Source organism: Chryseobacterium sp. 1B4 (assembly GCF_036631475.1).
GTDB lineage: Bacteria > Bacteroidota > Bacteroidia > Flavobacteriales > Weeksellaceae > Chryseobacterium.
On record NZ_JAPNUF010000011.1, the window covers coordinates 607,199 to 627,677 of the forward strand.

General features: G+C 38.1%; 19 protein-coding genes and 2 pseudogenes. 12 read left to right on the forward strand and 9 right to left on the reverse strand.

What is annotated here, in order from left to right; translation table 11 throughout:
* Positions 1-4 precede the first annotated feature (4 nt).
* Positions 5-472 carry a hypothetical protein gene (locus OWR28_RS25180; RefSeq protein WP_332388976.1) on the reverse strand — a complete coding sequence of 156 codons (468 nt, stop codon included), beginning with the start codon at positions 470-472 and terminating at the stop codon, positions 5-7.
* A gap of 295 nt (positions 473-767) precedes the next feature.
* Here OWR28_RS25180 and OWR28_RS25185 point away from each other — a divergent pair, with 295 nt between their 5' ends.
* Both OWR28_RS25185 and OWR28_RS25190 read left to right on the forward strand, forming a co-directional pair.
* Positions 768-1,649 (forward strand): histidine kinase, encoded by an 882-nt coding sequence (locus tag OWR28_RS25185; protein ID WP_332388977.1) that lies wholly within the window; start codon positions 768-770, stop codon positions 1,647-1,649.
* Between the two features lie 21 nt (positions 1,650-1,670).
* Positions 1,671-2,288, forward strand: coding sequence for a LytTR family DNA-binding domain-containing protein (locus tag OWR28_RS25190; RefSeq protein ID WP_332388978.1), 618 nt, complete (start codon positions 1,671-1,673; stop codon positions 2,286-2,288).
* Positions 2,289-2,494: 206 nt separating this feature from the next.
* Here the strand turns inward: OWR28_RS25190 and OWR28_RS25195 are convergent, their stop codons facing one another.
* The 4 genes and pseudogenes from OWR28_RS25195 to OWR28_RS27415 form a co-directional block, all read right to left on the reverse strand.
* On the reverse strand, positions 2,495-4,762 hold the full coding sequence (locus OWR28_RS25195) for an aconitate hydratase (protein ID WP_002983822.1): 2,268 nt from the start codon (positions 4,760-4,762) through the stop codon (positions 2,495-2,497).
* 316 nt (positions 4,763-5,078) lie between these two features.
* The gene (locus OWR28_RS27405) at positions 5,079-5,594 is read right to left on the reverse strand and encodes an aconitase family protein (protein ID WP_494168526.1); all 516 of its coding nucleotides are present in this window, start codon (positions 5,592-5,594) and stop codon (positions 5,079-5,081) included.
* Between the two features lie 23 nt (positions 5,595-5,617).
* Positions 5,618-6,706, reverse strand: coding sequence for an aconitase family protein (locus OWR28_RS27410; RefSeq protein WP_494168535.1), 1,089 nt, complete (start codon positions 6,704-6,706; stop codon positions 5,618-5,620).
* Positions 6,707-7,860, reverse strand: a pseudogene (locus OWR28_RS27415) (3-isopropylmalate dehydratase large subunit); the annotation flags it as partial.
* A gap of 310 nt (positions 7,861-8,170) precedes the next feature.
* Here OWR28_RS27415 and OWR28_RS25205 point away from each other — a divergent pair.
* The 10 genes and pseudogenes from OWR28_RS25205 (at position 8,171) to OWR28_RS25245 (ending at position 17,670) form a co-directional block, all read left to right on the forward strand.
* Positions 8,171-8,917: a WG repeat-containing protein gene (locus tag OWR28_RS25205; protein ID WP_332388979.1), complete on the forward strand. Its 747-nt coding sequence runs from the start codon at positions 8,171-8,173 to the stop codon at positions 8,915-8,917.
* A gap of 457 nt (positions 8,918-9,374) precedes the next feature.
* Complete coding sequence (locus tag OWR28_RS27420; protein WP_494168527.1) at positions 9,375-10,244, forward strand: TonB-dependent receptor plug domain-containing protein; 870 nt, start codon at positions 9,375-9,377, stop codon at positions 10,242-10,244.
* Between the two features lie 62 nt (positions 10,245-10,306).
* The gene (locus OWR28_RS27425; protein WP_494168528.1) at positions 10,307-11,350 is read left to right on the forward strand and encodes a TonB-dependent receptor; all 1,044 of its coding nucleotides are present in this window, start codon (positions 10,307-10,309) and stop codon (positions 11,348-11,350) included.
* A 216-nt stretch (positions 11,351-11,566) separates the two neighbouring features.
* A complete protein-coding gene (locus OWR28_RS25215; protein WP_332388980.1) occupies positions 11,567-11,923 on the forward strand; it encodes an HU domain-containing protein in 357 nt (118 codons plus the stop codon).
* 379 nt (positions 11,924-12,302) lie between these two features.
* Positions 12,303-12,844: pseudogene (locus tag OWR28_RS25220) on the forward strand (acyl-CoA thioesterase).
* A gap of 164 nt (positions 12,845-13,008) precedes the next feature.
* On the forward strand, positions 13,009-13,938 hold the full coding sequence (locus OWR28_RS25225) for a 2-hydroxyacid dehydrogenase (protein WP_332388981.1): 930 nt from the start codon (positions 13,009-13,011) through the stop codon (positions 13,936-13,938).
* Positions 13,939-14,107: 169 nt separating this feature from the next.
* Positions 14,108-15,370: a serine hydrolase domain-containing protein gene (locus tag OWR28_RS25230; protein ID WP_332388982.1), complete on the forward strand. Its 1,263-nt coding sequence runs from the start codon at positions 14,108-14,110 to the stop codon at positions 15,368-15,370.
* Between the two features lie 25 nt (positions 15,371-15,395).
* The gene (locus OWR28_RS25235; protein ID WP_332388983.1) at positions 15,396-16,478 is read left to right on the forward strand and encodes an Ig-like domain-containing protein; all 1,083 of its coding nucleotides are present in this window, start codon (positions 15,396-15,398) and stop codon (positions 16,476-16,478) included.
* The gene (locus OWR28_RS25240) at positions 16,424-17,194 is read left to right on the forward strand and encodes a hypothetical protein (protein ID WP_332388984.1); all 771 of its coding nucleotides are present in this window, start codon (positions 16,424-16,426) and stop codon (positions 17,192-17,194) included. Before OWR28_RS25235 ends, OWR28_RS25240 begins: the two co-directional genes overlap by 55 nt.
* Before the next feature lie 17 nt (positions 17,195-17,211).
* Complete coding sequence (locus OWR28_RS25245; RefSeq protein WP_332388985.1) at positions 17,212-17,670, forward strand: heme-binding domain-containing protein; 459 nt, start codon at positions 17,212-17,214, stop codon at positions 17,668-17,670.
* Here the strand turns inward: OWR28_RS25245 and OWR28_RS25250 are convergent.
* Genes OWR28_RS25250 through OWR28_RS25265 form a run of 4 tightly spaced genes read right to left on the reverse strand, consistent with a single transcriptional unit; the run spans position 17,623 to position 20,414 of the window.
* Complete coding sequence (locus tag OWR28_RS25250) at positions 17,623-18,255, reverse strand: NUDIX hydrolase (RefSeq protein ID WP_494168529.1); 633 nt, start codon at positions 18,253-18,255, stop codon at positions 17,623-17,625. The two genes, OWR28_RS25245 and OWR28_RS25250, sit on opposite strands and share 48 nt — an antisense overlap.
* Positions 18,256-18,268: 13 nt before the next feature.
* Positions 18,269-19,183, reverse strand: coding sequence for a site-specific tyrosine recombinase XerD (gene xerD, locus OWR28_RS25255; RefSeq protein ID WP_002983801.1), 915 nt, complete (start codon positions 19,181-19,183; stop codon positions 18,269-18,271).
* A 6-nt stretch (positions 19,184-19,189) separates the two neighbouring features.
* Complete coding sequence (locus OWR28_RS25260; RefSeq protein ID WP_002983800.1) at positions 19,190-19,612, reverse strand: deoxycytidylate deaminase; 423 nt, start codon at positions 19,610-19,612, stop codon at positions 19,190-19,192.
* Positions 19,613-19,664: 52 nt separating this feature from the next.
* On the reverse strand, positions 19,665-20,414 hold the full coding sequence (locus OWR28_RS25265; protein ID WP_494168536.1) for an enoyl-CoA hydratase/isomerase family protein: 750 nt from the start codon (positions 20,412-20,414) through the stop codon (positions 19,665-19,667).
* Positions 20,415-20,479 lie beyond the last annotated feature (65 nt).

Here is a 20,479-nt window from a genome sequence, read left to right on the forward strand (position 1 = left end):
GTATTCAGGTAACCATTCCATCCAAGATTCTGATTTTTTTAAGAATAATATTGATAATTCCGCTGTTTCCCTGAGCTTCATATTTGGCGGGAGGAGTCGTGATTACTTCAATTTTCAATATGTTTTCCGAACGAAGGTTTCGGAGGTAGTTCATCAGCTCAGATCCGGAAAGATTCAGCATCCGGTCATTGACCATCACAGAAACGCCGTTTTTTCCGGCAATGGAAAGCAGTCCTTTATTTTCATCCACCTGTAATAAAGGGGTACCGGCCAAAACTTCAGTTCCCGAGCTTCCCTGTGAAAGCATGGAATTCTGGATATTGTAAACAAGACGGTCCACTTTACGTTCTACCAGAACCTTTTTACCATTCACGGTAACCGCCTCTATTTTGTTGACATTGGCGGTGTCTTTGGTTTGAGCTGCTGAAAAAGAACACATCAGGGTAGCAATAAGTAAAATATGTTTTTTCATATTATAAATGACATATTAAATGATGATTATATTACATTTCTCTGGCAAAAATATAGGATGAAGACTATTGGCAAAACAGTTTTTAGATGAAGTGCAGAATTCTGTGTATCAAATAAATTTCGTCGGAAAAAAATAGGTTTTTGTCGAAAAATAATGCAAAAATAAAACTGCACAAGGTATATTTGAATATGAAAAGAAAGCAAATTATTTGGCTTCAGATTATCTATTGGAGCTTTAATTTTATAGGAACAGTGATCACTCCGAATTATTTTTTCCGGAGACTAATAAATTTAATATGCATGTTCTCAGAATTACATTCTTCCTTGTGAAGATTCTTACTTTTTACTTTGCCTATTTCATTGTTTTTCCTAAAGTTTTTAAAATAGACAAACTGTATTCCGCCGTTTTTGTTTTTATACTGGCTTTTCTGTTCTTTGCCGGATTGCGTTATATCATTGAGGAAATTATGCTTCCGGAAACATTAGGATTCAGGAATTATGGTGAAGGTACAGAACTTTTCTTTTATTTTTTTGATAATATTTACAATAGCTCGCTCCCTACTTTCATAGCAGGGATTTTGTGGATATTGGAAAAATATGGAGTGGCTGAAAATGATAAAAAGCAGCTCCTGATAGACAAGAAACAGGCAGAACTTCAGGCATTGAAAACCCAGATCAACCCTCATTTTATTTTTAATTCATTAAATAATATCTATTCACTTGTCTATCAGAAATCGGATAAGGCGCTTCCCGCTATTGAAGAGCTTGGGCAGCTGCTGAGATACAGCACAAAAGATCTTGAAAAAGATACCATTTCTCTGGATAAGGAAATTGGATATATTGACAGTCTGATAGCGCTGGAGAAGCTAAGGATCAGAAACCCGGAACTGCTGATCATAGAGAAAAATATTCAGCATCCTCACCTGAAGATTTCTCCGATGCTGCTGGTTCCTTTTGTGGAAAATGCTTTCAAGCATGGTGATTTCCGGGATAAAGGTTTTGAAATGAAAATCTCAGATCCTGATGAGGTCTTGCATTTTTATCTTTTTAATTATAAAACCCGGAAAATGAAAGATGTTGTTTCCGGAATCGGAATTCAGAATGTGAAAAAAGACTGGAAATATTGTACCCCAAACATCAGCTTGAGATTAAAGATTCGGAAACGGAATTTGTTGTAGATTTAAAAATTGATTTAAAGAATGAATAAGATAAAGTGCATTATCGTTGATGATGAGCCCCTGGCAATTTCCCTTCTGGAACATTATGCAGAAAAAATTCCTTTCCTGGAACTGGTTTTCTCTACAGAGAATCCGATTCAGGCTTTGGAATATCTGCAGAAAAATGATTCTGATCTTATCTTTCTGGATATCCAGATGCCGGAACTTACAGGGATCAATTTTATGAAGATTGTAGGGGCAGATCAAAAATATATTGTAACAACAGCTTATTCGGAGTATGCACTGGAAGGATATGAGCATAATGTTGTTGATTATCTTCTGAAACCTATTTCTTTCGACAGGTTTCAGAAAAGTGTATTAAAAGCCCGGGAACGGTTTTCTTTTCCACAGGAAGAAAATACCCATTTTTTTGTAAAGTCCTCAGGGCAGAGACATCGCATAGGTTTCAATGAAATCCTGTATATCGAAAGCATCAAAGACTATGTCAATATCCGTACGGAAAATGATGAATATATTGTTCTGGATACGCTTAAATCTATGGAAAGCCAGCTTTCTGAAAAATTTGTACGGGTACATAAATCTTTTATTATCAATCTGGATAAAATCAAAAGCATCGGGGCAAAAAATTATTCTTCCTGATTATGAAATTCCTATCGGAGAAAGCTACAGGGCGGGTCTTCTGGATAGAATATCATAATGTTCATATGAGAGCTCAACTTTACAGGTTTCTAAACCTGTAAGGTTTTGGAATATTTACTAAAGTTCAGCAAAGGAAATTTAAAATTAAATAAAAAAGACGACTTCAATTGAAGCCGCCTTTATATTAATTAATCTAACAATTAATCTTATTTTTCCTGTTGTTTGATCAGGTTCAGGGCAGAACCGGCCTTAAACCAATCAATTTGCTGATCGTTGTAAGTATGGTTAGCCATGATAATGTCTTTAGTTCCGTCTGTATGGATAAATTCTAAAGTCAGCTGTTTTCCCGGAGCAAACTGATCAAGATCTAAGAAATTAACGATATCGTCTTCCTGGATTTTGTCGTAATCTGCTTCGTTTGCGAAAGTGATTCCAAGCATCCCTTGTTTCTTAAGGTTGGTTTCGTGGATTCTCGCAAATGATTTTACCAGTACCGCTTTCACGCCAAGGTGTCTCGGTTCCATCGCAGCATGTTCTCTTGAAGAACCTTCACCATAGTTCTGGTCTCCTACAACGATTGTTGGGATCCCGGCAGCTTTATAAGCTCTTTGTACAGCCGGAACTTCACCGTATTCACCGGTTAATTCATTTTTAACTTTATTGGTTTCCATGTTGTAAGCATTCACAGCTCCAATCAACATGTTGTTTGAGATATTATCTAAGTGACCTCTGTATTTCAGCCATGGTCCAGCCATAGAAATGTGGTCGGTAGTACATTTTCCGAAAGCTTTGATCAGTACTCTTGCCCCTGTAATGTTTTTACCGTCCCAGGCCGGGAACTCTTCCAATAACTGAAGTCTGTCTGAAGTTGGGCTTACATTAACAACAACTTTAGATCCGTCTTCTGATGGAGCCTGATATCCGTTGTCATCTACTGCAAATCCTTTTGAAGGAAGCTCATAACCTTTAGGCTCATCAAGCTTTACCTGCTCACCAGCTTCGTTAGTTAAAGTATCTGTAATTGGGTTAAAGTCAAGTCTGCCTGATATCGCAACTGCAGCAACCATTTCCGGAGAAGCTACAAAGGCATGGGTATTCGGGTTACCGTCAGCTCTTTTGGCAAAGTTTCTGTTGAAAGAGTGGATAATAGAGTTTTTCTCACCTTTTTCAGCGCCTTCTCTGTCCCACTGTCCGATACATGGCCCACAAGCATTGGTAAAGATTCTTGCGTTTTCAAATTTTCTGAAAGAATCTAAGAAACCATCTCTTTCTGCAGTAAATTTCACCTGCTCAGAACCAGGGTTGATTCCCAGGATAGCTTTAGGTTTAACTCCTTTTGAAACAGCATCCTCAACAATTGAAGCCGCTCTTGATAAGTCTTCATAAGAAGAGTTGGTACAAGAACCGATAAGAGCCCATTCAACTTCCAAAGGCCATCCGTTAGCTTCGGCTTTAGCTCTGAATTCGGCAACAGGAGTCGCTAAGTCCGGAGTGAAAGGCCCGTTTAAGTGAGGAGTCAGTTCAGAAAGGTTGATTTCTATTAACTGATCGAAATATTGTTCAGGGTTAGCATATACTTCAGCATCACCTGTTAAATGTTCAGCAATTTTATCCGCTGCATCTACTACATCCTGTCTTCCGGTAGCGGCAAGATATCTTCTCATAGAATCATCATACCCGAAAGTAGAAGTTGTAGCCCCGATTTCAGCACCCATATTACAGATAGTCCCTTTACCGGTTGCTGAAAGAGATTCTGCTCCTTCCCCGAAATATTCTACGATACATCCTGTACCTCCTTTTACCGTAAGGATCCCTGCTACTTTTAAGATGACATCTTTTGCAGAAGTCCATCCGTTCATTTTACCGGTCAATTTTACTCCGATAAGTTTAGGCATTTTAAGCTCCCACGGCATTCCTGCCATTACGTCTACAGCATCAGCACCTCCTACACCAATGGCTACCATTCCAAGTCCTCCCGCATTTACTGTGTGAGAGTCTGTACCGATCATCATACCTCCGGGGAAAGCATAATTTTCCAATACTACCTGGTGAATGATCCCTGCACCCGGTTTCCAGAACCCGATTCCGTATTTATCACATACAGAGCTTAAGAAATTAAATACCTCGGAGTTTTTGTTGATCCCTTCCTGTAAGTCTTTATCAGCACCTACTTTTGCCTGGATAAGGTGATCTGCGTGCGCAGTAGAAGGAACAGCTACTTTAGCCTTTCCTGCCTGCATGAATTGTAAAAGTGCCATCTGTGCTGTGGCGTCCTGCATCGCTACTCTGTCTGGCGCGAAGTCTACATAAGAGTTACCTCTTTCATGTGCCTGTGTAGCATTTCCTTCCCAAAGGTGGGTGTAAAGGATTTTTTCTGAAAGGGTAAGAGGTTTTCCCACGATTTGTCTTGCTGCTGCAATTCTTTCGGGATAACGCTCATACACCTTTTTGATCATATCAATATCAAAAGTCATATCGTATTTAATTTTGTTCTTGTCTGTTAAAGCTTCTTTCTCTGATGGTGAAAAAGAAAAAACTATTTCTTTACACATCAAAAAGCGTTCCTATTGTCCATTAATAGGAATGATTTTGACTATAAAATCAAGAGATTTTATAACTTTCAATTTAAGAAAAAATAGATTTCGTTTTCAGGTTGTATTGAAAAAAAATCGTATTTAACTTAAAATAGAAACATTCTAAACAAAAAATTGAAAGATCTTAAATCCCAAAGGACTAAAATCTTTCAATTGTATAGTTTTCAAAAGTCTTGCGACTTATTTGTTAATTTTCTTAGTGAGCGCTTGTACTTGTCAGTTCTTTAATAGAAGGTACAAACGTTGTAAGATCAATGCCTTCAACGGCTGCTTTATACTCATCGATGCTAGGAATCCTACCGATAATTGCAGATAATACCACAACCGGAGTAGATGCAAGCAGGGATTCTCCTTTCTTACGTTCAGAATCTTCAACAACTCTTCCCTGGAAAAGACGGGTAGAAGTTGCTAAAACGGTATCTCCTTTAGCTGCTTTTTCCTGGTTACCCATACAAAGGTTACATCCCGGGCGCTCAAGGTACATTACATTTTTATATTCTGTACGCGCTTCTCCTTTTGGAGCATTGTCGTCAAATTCAAATCCGGAATATTTTTCTAATAATTCCCAGTCTCCTTCTGCTTTTAATTCATCAATGATATTATAGGTAGGAGCTGCCACCACAAGCGGAGCATTAAATTCTACTTTTCCCTGTTGTTTTTCAAGGTTTCTAAGCATTTGGGAAACGATCTTAAGGTCTCCTTTGTGAACCATGCAGGATCCAACGAAGCCAAGGTCTACTTTTTCTCACCTCCATAGTAAGAAAGATCTCTGATGGTATCGTGGGTATATCTTTTGGAAACATCTTCATTGTTTACATCCGGGTCAGCAATCATTGGTTCAACGATAGCATCAAGATCTACAACTACTTCAGCATAATATTTAGCGTTTGCATCCGGAGTCAGGGCAGGTTTTTCTCCTGATCTGATCTCTGCAATTCTCTTGTTGGCTTTATCAATTAATCCCTGAAGAACTTTATTGTGGTTATCCATACCCTTATCGATCATGATCTGGATTCTGTTTTTGGCGATTTCCAGTGATTCGATTAATGTATTATCTTCAGAAATGTTGATAGAAGCTTTTGCCTTCATCTCAGCAGTCCAGTCTGTAAATGTAAATGCCTGGTCAGCAGGAAGTGTCCCGATGTGAACCTCAATGATTCTTCCCTGGAATACGTTCTCTCCTCCAAACTGCTTCAGCATCTGAGCCTGCGTTGCATGAACCACATCACGGAAATCCATGTGTTCTTTCATAGTACCTTTGAAGGTTACTTTTACAGATTCAGGGATCGGCATAGATGCTTCACCGGTAGCTAATGCAAGGGCAACAGTTCCTGAGTCAGCTCCGAAAGCGACTCCTTTTGACATTCTTGTGTGAGAGTCACCACCAATAATGATAGCCCACTCGTCTACAGTGATATCGTTAAGAACTTTGTGGATAACGTCAGTCATGGCATGGTATTCACCTTTCGGGTCACGGGCTGTAATCAGACCGAACTCGTTCATGAATTTCATCAGCTTCGGAATATTTGCCTGTGCTTTTTTGTCCCAAACAGAAGCCGTGTGGCATCCGGACTGGTAAGCACCATCTACAGTAGGGGAGATTACGGTTGCGGCCATAGATTCAAGTTCCTGAGCAGTCATAAGACCCGTGGTATCCTGTGAGCCTACGATATTCACTTTTACACGAACATCTGAACCTGCGTGTAATACTTTTCCTGGAGTTACTCCAACAGCGTTTCTGTTGAAGATCTTTTCTACAGCAGTAAGCCCTTGTCCTTCGTGAGAAATTTCTTTTGATGGAGCAAAAACAGCAGGCGCTTCAATTCCTAAAAGCTGAGCTGCAAATGTCTGTAGTTTCTTACCGAATACAATGGCATAAGAACCACCCGCTCTGATGAATTCCATCTTCTGCGGAGTGAAAGACTTTGTAAGGTCGATAAGTTCCTTATCTCCGTTGTATAATTTTTTTCTTTTGTATTGATTGTTAAAACTGTTCCTGTTGCTACAGAATAAGCTTCTTCAAGAATGGGTTCACCGTTTTCGTTAAGAACAGGGTTTCCGTTCTCATCTACTTTCTTTATCCAGTTTTTAAGGTCGATCCCAATACCTCCGGTAACGTCTACTGTGGTAAGGAAGATTGGAGAAATACCGTTTGTCCCTCCTACGATTGGAGCGATGTTTACGAAAGGTACATAAGGGCTGGCTTGTTTTCCTGTCCAGAGAGCAACGTTATTTACTCCTGACATTCTTGATGAGCCTACACCCATTGTGCCTTTTTCAGCAATAAGCATAACGCTTGCATCAGGATGTTTTGCCTGTAAAGCTTTAATTTCCTCCTGAGCCTGAGGAGTGATCATGCATTTACCATGAAGTTCACGGTCTGATCTTGAGTGAGCCTGGTTACCCGGAGAAAGTAAATCTGTAGAGATATCTCCTTCACCAGCGATATAGGTTACTACTTTGATTTCTTCGGCAACTTCAGGAAGTTGAGTGAAGAATTCAGCTTTTGCATAGCTTTCGATGATTTCTTTTGCAATTTCGTTACCGCTGTTGAAGGCTTCTTTCAGACGGTTTGTATCTGCTTCATAAAGGAAAACCTGTGTTTTAAGAACATTAGCTGCTTCTTTAGCAATAGCAGGATCATTACCCAAAGCAAGGTCCAGAAGCACTTCAATAGAAGGCCCGCCTTTCATATGGGATAATAATTCAAAAGCAAATGCCGGAGAAATTTCTTCTACTACGGATTCCCCCAGAATAATTTCTTTTAAAAATTTAGCTTTTACTCCCGCTGCACTTGTTGTTCCGGGTAGTGTGTTATAAATAAAAAATTTAAGAGAATCCGGTCGGTCAGGATTACCTGAGTCTTTAATTTGTGTAATGATTTCGCTTAGTAATTCAGCACCATCAATAGGCTTTGGATGCAGCCCCTGGGTTTTTCTTTCTTCAATTTCTTTGATGTAATCCTTATAAATACTCATAATAGAAGGTCTTTCAAAATTAAAGGTAGCCTGCCTTTTCTTTACCGGTCTGTATAAATACAGTTTAATGACATTTTGAGTTCTCGCATTTGACGCAACATTAACCGAATAAAGTCAGCATAATCTACACTTTTTTTAAAAGTTTTTTAAAATTATCAAACATTTCAAAATGTTCCCAAAATTACGAAATTTTAGTATTTTATAAGAGTGAAATTATTTAGATTCTTTATAAATATGAATTTTATAATATCTATTTTTGGCCGTATTTTTGTTAACAAATGGAGAATATGAAAAATTTCCTGAATGTTTTGTGTGTTTTTATTTCGTTTTTCGTTTTCTCGCAGACAAAATCTGTGAAGAAAACGGGTGTGAAAAAAGTACAAAAACTACGGCTAAAAAAGCCGGTGCAGCCAATAAACCGAATCCCGATCTGGTGATCATTAATAAGGATCTCCCGGTTTTGATCCCTAAAAAGAAAGGCGACCAGTTTGGGTATGTAAACCAAAACGGAAAATTCATCATTCAGCCGGAATATCATATTGCTGTATTTTTTTATGAAGACTGCAACCTTCTGAATTCACCCAACGAAAAAGTGAGAAAATTCGGGACAAAAAATTATGCAACCGTAGAAAAAGATATGGTTTCTTACAGGATAGACCAGTCAGGAAAGAGAGTGTATCAATTTAAAGAAGCAGACTTTGGAAAATGTAAATTCGAAGAATATAAGCAGCAGTTATTCCAGGCCTATATTCTCAATGGTTTTTACGGAATTATAGAAAAATCAAAATTCGTGAATGCAGCGGATTACAGGCAATATCAGATCTATCCTCAATATCAGTATCTCTTTATCCTGGAAGGAGATGATGTTACTAATCCTATGATTGTAGCTTCCCATAATGATAAATTCGGGGTTATTGATGTTAACAATAAAATCATCATTCCATTTGAATATGCCAATATTAAAAGAAATTTCAGCTGGAAACTGGGCAAGATGTTTGAAGTGACAAAAGACGGACAGAATTACTATTATATTGATGCCAATAATAAAACGTACTAGGAAATATAAATGATAATTGATACATCTGATAATTCCTGTTTTTTCATGGTATTTTTATCCCGCAGCCCAATATCCCGCACCGCGCACCTCGATCTCATATATTTTTTGTAATTTTGCACCTGAAATAAAGGGGTGCTTTAACAGGCTGAGATTATACCCAATGAACCTGGAACAGGTAATGCTGTTTAGGAATTTTGAAAATGTACCAATGAACAGGATAACAATGTACCCATTCTCATTGCTAGACTGTTAAATTAATAAAATTGCTGCATTATTTAATCCGCCCCTTTTATTCATTAAATGTCAAGATTTATAGAATGAAAGGATTATTTTTTTAGGGCTTAGTATAGGCTCTGTAGCATTTATCCAGGCTCAGGATAAAGATTCCCTGAAAATAAGGGAAATTGAAGCGGTCAACTTTACCAAAAGACTGCCGGTAGCGAAGGAAATCATCAACGTGCAGAAAGATCTGGACGGGAAAAACCTGGGACAGGATCTCCCTATTCTTTTGAAAAATCAAACTTCCATTATTTCTACTTCAGATGCAGGGAACGGAGTAGGATATACCGGGTTCAGAATCCGTGGTGTCTCGGGAAGTGCAATCAATGTAATGATGAATGGTGTTCCATACAATGATTCAGAAAGCCAGGGAACCTTTTTTGTCAACGTTCCGGATTTAACCAGTTCTGCTTCACAAATTGTGATTCAGAGAGGGGTCGGAACTTCCAATAATGGTGTTTCTGCCTTCGGGGCTAGTATTAATGTGCTTTCTAAAGACCCTGAAGAGAAGTTTTACTTTAAAACAGATGACAGCTACGGTTCATTTAATACTTACAAATATTCAGCAGAAATAGGTTCCGGGAAATTCTGGAAAAACCGTCTTTCCGTAATGGGAAGATATACGCATATTCATTCTGACGGCTATATTGACAGGGCTTCTTCCAATTTACATTCCTATAATTTTACGGCTTTATTTGAAGAAGGAAATACAAAACTGCGCCTAATGGCCTTCGGAGGAAAAGAGAAAACCTATCAGGCATGGAACGGGATTGACCGTAAAACGTGGGAAACCGATCCGAAATTCAATATTTCGGGAGCAATATATGATGCCAGCTGGGAAAATATTGTAGGCTTCTACGACAACGAAACCGATAATTACAGACAAAACCATTATCAGTTACTTTGGGAACAGAAATTCAATGACCGTTGGAATCTTGAAACCACATTTCATTATACAAAAGGAAAAGGATATTACGAAAATTACAAACAGGGAGATCCTTTCTCAAGATACAATCTGCCGGACATTACTGAAGGGGAGAAACAGTAAAATATTCAGATTTCATCAGAAAAAAATGGCTGAATAACGATTTTTACGGAATTGTTTCCACATTGTACGGGAAGTTCGAAAATCTGGACCTGAACTTTGGTGCTGTAGCCAATCAATATTATGGAAGGCATTATGGAAATGTTACCGGTGTTTTCTTTCCTCAGATTGATGAAAGTGAATACTACAGAAACCGTTCTGTGAAAAATGAGGTTTCAGGCTTTGCAAAGGCATTATTCAGACTGGATAATTTCGAATTTTTTGGTGATTTACAGCTTAGGAAAATCAACTACAATACCAAAATCCTGACAGCAGGTGATGATGAAGGAGCAGATTTAAGCAAAAACTGGCTGTTCTTTAATCCAAAAGCCGGAGTGAATTACAGAATTGACGGCGGTAAAATATTCCTTTCATACGCTCATGCTCACCGTGAGCCGAACAGAGATGATCTGATGGCCAATAATGATGTGAAAGCAGAAAAGCTCCACGATGTTGAAGCCGGTTTTGAAAAACAGTTCGGAATAGTATCATTGAGTGCGAATGTCTATTACATGTATTATGTTAATCAGTTGGTTTTGAATGGAGAATTGAATAATGTAGGAGCATTTATCAGAACAAACTCAGGGAAGAGCTACAGAAGAGGTATTGAGGTTGGTGCTTTGGCAAAACTATCCAGGCAATGGGAAGTTTCCGGTAACGTCACATTGAGCCAGAACAGAAACCAGGATTTTAATATTCAGAATGGAGATGTGCCTAAAAGTCTCGGGAATACCCAGATTTCTTTCTCACCGAATGTGATAGCCAATTTAGGCTTAAAATTCAGCCCTGCAAAGAACTTCCAGTTTGCCTTAATGAATCAGTATGTGGGAAAGCAATATCTTGACAATACGGAAGATTCAAATCTTCAGCTTAAAGATTATTTCCTGACAGATTTCAATGCGCAGTACCAGTTTAAAATTGCCAATAATGAAATTGCCTTAAAACTTCTGGTGAATAACCTGTTCAACAAAAAATATGTCAACAACGGATCAGTTTATGAAGGACAGCCTTATTATTTTTCACAGGCAGGAACGAATTTCATGTTTGGGGTGAGCTGGAAAATTCAGTAACTGGTAAAATTGCAAAGACCGGATATAAAGATATTTAAATTTACAATCGGCCTTTTTGTCTTTTAGCAGATTTACCCTTTTTAAGTTTAAAAAAAGAAGTTTAAATAACCGTATATCTGTTTTAATACAGAATAATCAAAGGACTGTTTCGGCAGTCTTTTTTATATCCGTTAAATATTACAAAAAGTCATGAAAAAGTTATAAATTTGCTGCCAAATGAATATTTCAGCATACATTTTAGAATACTTAAAACAATTTGGAACTGCCACAGTTCCAGGCTTTGGGGTGTTTTCACTGAAAAATTCTAAGGCAATTATCAATTCCGAAAACGGGAGCATCTTACCTCCGGCCAGTCAGATAGAATTTACCATAGACTATGAATTACAGGCCGAAGATCTTACTGCTTTTATCGCAGAACAGAAACAGATGTCCCTGGAAGCTTCAAGGAGTGATCTTAAAATCCAGACTGATTTCTGGAAGAAAAAACTTCAGGCTGAGCAGGTTCTTGAAATTCAAAACCTTGGAACCGTTTTCATTGAAGAAGGGCATACTCATTTCAAAGGAAAAGAATAGAATCCGGCCGGCCGGATTTTTACGGACTGGAAGAGATCCGGTTTTCAGATATCAATAACGGGGAAAAAGTAAATACTACAGTTAACCGCGAGAAAGATTTTAAATTCAAAAAACAATTCTCTGGATTTTCCTTCTGATTATTCCGGTTCTGGGAATTTTATACCTGGCATTTACCCAGCAGGAACTTCTTTTGGAAAAAATCTTTCAATAATGTTTCCGTACAGACCTCTACCCACAGAATTGTAAAAGATACGGTGAAAGTGATGGCACATACCCCGGAAACACCCGTTTCAGATTCTTTGAAAAAAGATTCATTAGTAAAACCCGCTGGAAAAGTAAAACAATCTGCTCCGGCTGTCCAAAACAACACTAAGACTAGATGGCAAAAATAAAAAAAGCGTCAGAATCCCTGACTATTATGACCAATATCGTTCTTCCGAACGAAACCAATTCTTTAAGAAACCTTTTCGGTGGTGAGCTTCTGGCAAAAATGGACCGTTGTGCGTCTATTTCTGCAGCAAGACACTGTGAGCGAAGAGTAGTAACAGCTTCCGTAAATCACGTATCCTTTAATCATCCGATTCCGGAGGGGGTGTAGTGGTTTTGGAGTCTAAAGTTTCCAGAGCATTCTCTACTTCGATGGAAGTATATGTGGATGTATGGTTGGATGACCCGATCAATCAGAAGAAAGTACACACCAATGCAGGGATTTATACTTTCGTTGCGGTGGATGAGTTCAACCGTCCGATTCCTATTCCTGAAATGATTCCTGAAACAGATGAGGAAAAAGAAAGATTTGCTGCTGCATTCCGTAGAAAAGAACTTTCACTGATCCTTTCCGGAAGAATGAAACCTTTGGAATCTGTAGAACTTAAAAAGTTATTCCAAGAGCCGCAGGAGTCTAAGAAAGATAAAAAGTAAAAACTTATATACTTTATCAATAGAAATGCTTTTAAACTTTGCTGAGTGCTAACGCCTTTGCGAGCTTAAAAGCATTTGTTTTTTCAGAAATTTCGAACTTAGCGGTATAATAAAATTGTAATCATTTAGGAATCTGTTCCTATCTCTAAAATCATTTATACAAAATGAAAATACTTCTTTTAGATAAAAACCATCCTCTTATCACAGAACAGCTGCTTGCTAAAAATTTCATACTGGAAGAGGATTTTACATCATCCTACGATGAGGTTTGTAATAAAATTGAAAACTATGACGGAATTATCATCAGAAGCCGTATTCCATTAGACCAGAACTTTCTGGAAAAAGGGAAGAACCTGAAGTTTATCGCCAGAGTAGGAGCCGGAATGGAAAATATAGATATTCCTGTCGCTGAAAGGCTGGGAATTCAACTGATCAATTCTCCGGAAGGAAACAGAGATTCGGTAGCCGAACACGTGGTGGGGATGTTGCTTGTTATCATGAACAGGCTTTTTATCGCCTCTCAGGAAGTGAAAAGCGGGATCTGGAAGCGTGAAGAAAACAGAGGTGATGAATTGTTAGGAAAAACAGTCGGGCTGATCGGATATGGAAATATGGGTAAAGCAACTGCCAAAAGGCTTTCCGGATTCGGATGTAAAGTGATTTTCCACGATATCCTTCCGGGACTTTCAGATGAATTTGCAACACAGGTTTCACTGGATGAGCTGAAACAGTCTGCGGAAGTTGTAAGCTTACATATTCCTCTGACTTCGGAAACGCATTACCTTATTGATGAAACCTTCATTGCAGAAATGAAAAACGACTTTTACTTTGTCAATACAGCAAGAGGAAAAAACGTGAAAACTAAAGATTTAGTAGAAGCGTTGAAAAGCGGAAAAGTAAAAGGTGCATGTCTGGATGTATTGGAATATGAAAAGTCTTCTTTCGAACATCTGGAAGCGGAAAATGAAGATTTAAAGTATCTTCTCGAATCTGAAAAAGCCATTGTAACACCGCACATTGCCGGCTGGACACACCAGAGTAAAGAAAAACTGGCTCAGTTTATTGTAGATAAAATTGTAGCTTCGCATTGCTAGACAAGTATTGTGAAGCAATAAAAGGTAAAAGGCGAATTTGCAAAAGAGTGAATTCGTCTTTTTTATTTTTGCAACTCTCCATTCATGTATGTTAAATAATTCATAATATCCGGCTCATGTTTATTATTTATTTTGAGTTTTATTAAATTGCCGCTCATTTTTGAATCTCATGACGACGCGTAATTTAGTACTTATCTTAACTGTTTTATTATCTCTATTTTCCTGTAAAAAAAAGTCTGAAGCTAAAGAAGTTTCAGCAGAAAATACCACCAATCTCCCTAATTACGGAAATGTAGATCTTGGAAATGTTTTCACGAAGGGTGACGGACAGCTTCTGAACAGACAGGCCACGGTAAATTATATAGATCAGTATTACAAAAAAGTATGGGAAGGAGCAGATCTGAGTGGAGGAATTCTTGTTGCCAAGGGTGATGAAATTTTATATGAAAATTACAGAGGATTCGGAAGAGAAGGAAACCAGATGCCGATTGATAAAAATACCCCTCTGCATGTAGCTTCCGTTTCAAAGACCCTGACAGCAATGGCGATGATGAAGCTGATAGAGGCCGGAAAGATAAAACTTACGGATCACCTTACCGGGTTTTTCCCGGGATTTCCATACCCGAATGTTACTGTACAAACTTTACTGGATCAAAGAAGCGGCCTTCCGAAATATGAGTACTTTATCACCAAAATACAGCCGGCCCCGGCAGAGCTTTCCAAACCGTTCATTACCAATCAGGATGTATTGAATATGATTATCAAATACAAACCTGATCTGGCAAGAGATACGGATACAGGATTTATGTACTGTAATACAAACTTTGCTTTATTAGCCCTGTTAATTGAAAAAGTGACCAAAACTCCTTTTCCCCAGGCAATGAAAGAAATGGTCTTCACACCATTGAAAATGAATAATACTTACATTTTCCAGGAAAAAGATATTCCTACCGCTTCACAGTCTTTCTATTACGGAGGAAATAAACTTTATCCTTTAGACAGGCTGGATCTTATCTACGGAGATAAAAATGTGTACACAACACCAAGAGATTTGTACAACTTCTCAAAAGCAATGTTTTCAAAGAACTTCCTGAAGCCGGAACTGATGCAGATGGTATTCACCCCTTACAGCAATGAAAAAGCAGGAATGAATAACTATGGATTAGGATTCAGAATGAAAATATTTGACAATGGTGAAAAACTGACTTATCACAATGGATGGTGGCACGGTACAAACTCTGTATTTGCCCATCTTTTAAAATCTAAAGTGACCATTGTGGCCATTGGAAACAAATATTCAAACAAAGTGTATACAGCCCTTGCTTTATCAGGATTATTCGAAGATTTCCCTTTGCAGAAAGATAAGCTTCATACAGTGATGAATGATAATAAAGATTCTTTGAATTCCGGACAGGAAGTTTTTGGAGAATAATGTTTACTTTTGCTTAAACATTTTCATGAAAAGGTTTCTTTTATTATTTGTTATCTGTTTTCTTGTACACTCATGTGCAAGAGTAGGATCACCTGTTGGTGGGCCTAAAGATACTCTGGCACCGAAGTTTTTAAGCTCGAACATTGATACCACAAGAATTAATGTCAAAAGAGATATCCGTGAACTCCGTCTGGATTTTGACGAATATGTGACATTGAAGGATATCAATAAAAATCTGATTATTTCACCCCCGATTAAGGGAATAACGAGAATCCTTCCTTCGAATATAGCCAACAAATTTGTGCTGATTCAGTGGACGGATACCCTCCAGGCCAACACTACCTACAATTTCAATTTCGGGAACTCAATTGTTGATAATAATGAGTCTAATGTTCTGAGATATTTCAATTTTGCCTTTTCTACAGGGGATAAACTGGATGATCTTTACATCAGTGGTGAAGTAAAAGACGCGTTGGATACCAAAAAGAAAGCCGGTACAACTACTGAAAATAAACTGGTAGTTGGATTGTATCAGGTAAAAGATACAATGGATTACAAGAAAAAGCCTTACTATATTACAAAGGTAGATGAAGACGGATATTATGAATTAAACTATCTGACTCCCGGGAAATATAAAATTATAGCCTTTGAAGATGAGAACGGTAATTCCATGTATGATCCGGGCAAAGAAAAAGTAGGCTTCCAGAAAGATCCTGTCAATGTTGAGAAATCAATTTCAGGGTTAAATCTAAAAGTTTATCCTTCCAGAAAACCGGTGAAATATGTAGAAATGAAAGAAATTGCCGGAGGAGTTTTAATGACGTTCGAAGGTAATCCTGATGAAGTGAAAGTACAGTCACTGAACGAAAAACTGAAAGATGTCAAAATAACACATCATCCGAAATCCGATTCTGTCAGAATATGGTTTGATGCCGTAAAAGATAATGTAGGGCAGGATGCTAATGAAAAACTGATTTTCACCCACAACAAAGGTCCGAAAAAGACAGTGCCTATAGCGTTTCTTTGTTTTACAGATATAATAAGAAAAACGCCATGGATGTCTTCAGTGATAACGATGGTACTTCAATTGCTCCAAAGGCAGATTTAAAAATTGCATCTAACTATATTATTGATAAAATTGACCCTTCAAAATGGACTTTAAGAGCTAAAGGAGACAGTTTGACAACAATACCGTTTAATGCTAAAATCTCAGAAACAAATCCTTACCAGATCTTAGTTCAATCCGATTTTGTAATGGGGAAAAGCTATGAGCTTACTGTCCCTAAAGAAACTGTATCTTCATTCTTTGCAAAAAATTCCCAGTCAAAACGTTTCGATTTTGATGTTGCCAAAGTAGACCAGTTCGGAAGTGTTGAATTTTCCATTTCGAATGCTCCTGAAGCCAACTATTGGATACAACTGATCGATTCTTCTGATAAGGTAGCCTATCAGAAATACACAAAAGGAGATAGGATAAAGTTTGATATTCTGAGACCCGGAGAATATATCGTAAGAATTCTTGTAGATAATAACGGAAATAAATATTGGGATGAAGCAGATTTCGCCAATGACATTTTTGCTGAAGATGCTTATATCTTCTATAAAAAAGTGATCGTAAGAGGATTATGGGAAACAAGAGAAGATTGGGATCTGAAAGATACGAGAACACTTGATAGCCCGAAATCATCTACATCAGTACCAACGCCTGCAACACCAGCTCCAACACCTGCTCCAGCTTCCGTGCCGGAAACCACGGTACCTGCTGAATCTAAGGCAGCCAAACCCGTATTGAAAAAGAATTTAAATCAGGTAATGCCGTTTTAACTCCAGCTAAGTAAGCAATGAAGACCGCTAAGAAAATACTATTCTGGACATTGGTTGCATTTGCACTGATTCAGTTTTTTCCTATTGACAGGACCAATAAACCTGTTGATGCTGCTGTTAACTTTGTTGATGCAAGGAAAACTCCGGAAAAGGTCAGGACACTGCTTAAAAATGCCTGTTATGACTGTCATTCCAATGAGACGGTTTATCCGAAATATGCTTTTATAGCTCCCGTTTCATGGTCTGTGAAAAGTCACGTGAATGAAGGCAGGGAACATCTTAATTTTTCTGTCTGGGGAACATATAACAAAGATTTGAAAGAGAATATGCTTACCCAATCTATCCAGACAATCCGCAACAGGACGATGCCAATGCCTGGTTACATAGTCTATCATAAAGAAGCCGTTCTTTCAGAAGCGGAAAGAGCATTACTGACTCAGTATTTTGAAGAAATGCTGAAAATCAAAACTTATTAGGCTCTGCAATAAAGAACTCCCGCAGATTTTACAAACTAAGCATATTATATTCTGCCTGATCTGTAAAATCTGCGGGAGGATTTTTACAAAAATTATTTTTAAATAGCTCTTGAAAAATCTCTTCTGAGAATCAAAAGCGATATCTTCAAGATCAAGATCCTGTACAGGAACCCAGATGGCTTCCGAGATCTCGGAGAGTTCAAGGCTTACCTCAAACTTTTCCGAAACATTGTATTCATAAAAGAGATCAATCGTATTATAATCAATTTCTTTGTATTGATATACATTAGGAAGGCTGGTAAGGTATTTCAGGTTGGAAATATCGATATCAAGCTGAAGTTCTTCAAAAAGTTCCCTTTTACAGGTTTCCTCTGCACTTTCTTTAGGGTCTACGAATCCTCCTGCAAGATCGAGTTTTCCTTTTTTGGGATCCCTGTTTCTTCGGGTAAGGTATATTTCGTCTCCACATCTGATGACAACGGCTACAGCGCCTGCCACATTATTGTACAAAGTAAAACCGCATTCCGGGCAGCTCCATTTTTTTCGCCATCCCAGTGTAAGGACTCCTTGCCGCAGCTCGGGCAATATTTCAATATTTTCATTGAGTAATATTAATGTTTCTCGGGTGATAACTCAAAATAACATCCCTCAATTCTTCAGTTTTCAGATGCGTATAGATCTCCGTTGTCGTAATGCTGGAATGTCCCAGCATTTCCTGGATATAACGCAAATCTGCCCCATTCTGTAATAAATGGGTTGCAAATGAATGTCTGAAAGTATGTGGAGATATTTTTTTGTTAACCCCTGCTTTATCTGTAAGTTCTTTAATAATAAGAAATACAATCACTCTGGACATGGATGTTCCACGGCTGTTTAAAAACAGGGTGTCTTCATATTTCTTATTGATTTTACCTTTAGAACGTACTTCTTTGATATAACTGTCAAGCAGATCCGCAGTATAGTCGGCTAAAGGAACAAAACGGGTTTTGTTTCCCTTTCCGTGTACCTTGATGTACTGCTCTTTGAAGTTGATATTGGAGATCTTCAGATCAATCAGTTCAGAAACACGAAGCCCGCAGCCATATAATACCTCTATGATGCATTGGTTTCTTTTTCCGAGATCTGTATTGACCTCAATAGCAGCAATAATTTTGTTGATATCAGGAAGGCTTAAAGTATCAGGCAGATATAATCCCAGTTTAGGGCCTTCAAGCAGCGCCGCAGGGTTATCTTCGCGGTATTCATCCTCAAGCAGAAATTTGAAAAAGGCCTTGATAGAGGATATCCATCTTGCCTGTGATCTCTCACTGAATTTCTGTTTGGAAAGATTGAAAATGTATTCCTGCAGGTTTTCGTAGGCGATAGAGTCCGGACCGACGTTTTCCAGATCCTCTTCTGCGTAATCTTTTAATTTTTTAATGTCCCGAACGTAGGCGTCGAGCGTGTTTTCTGAAAAATTTCTTTCGAAACGAAGAAATATTTCAAAATCTTTGATCTTTTCATCCCAAGTCATTTGTGCTTATTTTTTTAGTTCACAGTCCGATATTTGTTCTATTTCAATGTTATGGTTTCTCAGGAACGATATTCCATCGTCATCCGAATACTCATTAATATACACCAGTCTTGTAATTCCTGCCTGTAAGATCAGCTTGCTGCATTCTTTACAGGGAGACAGCGTCAGATATAACGTTGCCCCTTTTGCAGATTGAGTAGAAGCGGCCAGCTTTAATATAGCGTTGGCTTCAGCATGCAATACATACCAGTGTGTCTTCCCTTCTTCATCTTCACAGCAGTTTTCGAATCCCGAAGGAGTTCCGTTGTAACCATCTGAAATAATCATCCTATCTTTTACGATAAGAGCTCCCACCTGTTTTCTCTTACAGTAGGAGAGTTTTGCCCATTCCTGAGCCATTTTTAGATAAGCTTTATCAAACTTATTCATACCGCAGCATTGTTTTTTTCGAAATAATTTGGATTAAAGTCTTTTAGAAAGATTAGAAGTTCGGCTTTCTCTTCTCTAGAAACGCAGTAACTCCTTCTTTCTTATCTTCCATTTCAAAAAGTTCTCCGAAATATTTAATTTCAGTTTCAAAACCTTTCTCCGTGTCAGACAGATTCACGGCATTTATTGCCTTTGATATTGCCATTGGTGAATTGTAGGCAATAGTGTTTGCTAATTCTTTTGTTTTGGTTAATAATTCTCCAATAGGGTATACTTCATTCACCAGTCCGATCTCTTTTGCTTTTTGGGCAGGGATCATTTTGGCCGAGAAGATCATTTCGTTGGCAATACCTTTTCCTACAAGCTTAGGAAGCCTTTGAGTTCCTCCATAACCCGGGATTAAACCGAGAGTTACTTCAGGAAGCCCTAATCTGGCGTTTTCAGATGCATATCTGATGTGGCATGCCATGGCAAGCTCCAAACCTCCTCCTAATGCAAAACCGTTAACGGCAGCAATCACAGGCTTGGACATATTTTCAATTTTGTTGAACAATGTATTTTGTCCGTTTCTTGCAAGTTCTTCCGCTCTTTCCTGTCCGAATTCGCTGAATTCCTTGATGTCAGCTCCCGCTACAAAAGATTTTTCTCCACTTCCGGTAAGGATAATTACCCTGCAGGAAGTATCAGCATTAAGCTCATCCAGTGCGGTACTGATTTCCTGAATGGTTTTTGCATTTAAAGCATTTAAACTCTCAGGTCTGTTTATGGTAATAATAGATAATTTATCTTCTTTTTTAATAATATATTCTCGTAACTCATTTTTCCACTTTAAAATATCATCCTTTGCAAATTATGAATTTTTTACAA

Coding starts and splice junctions, on each gene's coding strand:
- OWR28_RS25180 (WP_332388976.1), bottom strand. CDS start 472: ATGAAAAAACATATTTTACTTATTGCTACCCTGATGTGTTCTTTTTCA.
- OWR28_RS25185 (WP_332388977.1), top strand. CDS start 768: ATGCATGTTCTCAGAATTACATTCTTCCTTGTGAAGATTCTTACTTTT.
- OWR28_RS25190 (WP_332388978.1), top strand. CDS start 1,671: ATGAATAAGATAAAGTGCATTATCGTTGATGATGAGCCCCTGGCAATT.
- OWR28_RS25195 (WP_002983822.1), bottom strand. CDS start 4,762: ATGACTTTTGATATTGATATGATCAAAAAGGTGTATGAGCGTTATCCC.
- OWR28_RS27405 (WP_494168526.1), bottom strand. CDS start 5,594: ATGGTTCACAAAGGAGACCTTAAGATCGTTTCCCAAATGCTTAGAAAC.
- OWR28_RS25215 (WP_332388980.1), top strand. CDS start 11,567: ATGAATATTTCAGCATACATTTTAGAATACTTAAAACAATTTGGAACT.
- OWR28_RS25225 (WP_332388981.1), top strand. CDS start 13,009: ATGAAAATACTTCTTTTAGATAAAAACCATCCTCTTATCACAGAACAG.
- OWR28_RS25230 (WP_332388982.1), top strand. CDS start 14,108: ATGACGACGCGTAATTTAGTACTTATCTTAACTGTTTTATTATCTCTA.
- OWR28_RS25235 (WP_332388983.1), top strand. CDS start 15,396: ATGAAAAGGTTTCTTTTATTATTTGTTATCTGTTTTCTTGTACACTCA.
- OWR28_RS25240 (WP_332388984.1), top strand. CDS start 16,424: ATGGATGTCTTCAGTGATAACGATGGTACTTCAATTGCTCCAAAGGCA.
- OWR28_RS25245 (WP_332388985.1), top strand. CDS start 17,212: ATGAAGACCGCTAAGAAAATACTATTCTGGACATTGGTTGCATTTGCA.
- xerD (WP_002983801.1), bottom strand. CDS start 19,183: ATGACTTGGGATGAAAAGATCAAAGATTTTGAAATATTTCTTCGTTTC.
- OWR28_RS25260 (WP_002983800.1), bottom strand. CDS start 19,612: ATGAATAAGTTTGATAAAGCTTATCTAAAAATGGCTCAGGAATGGGCA.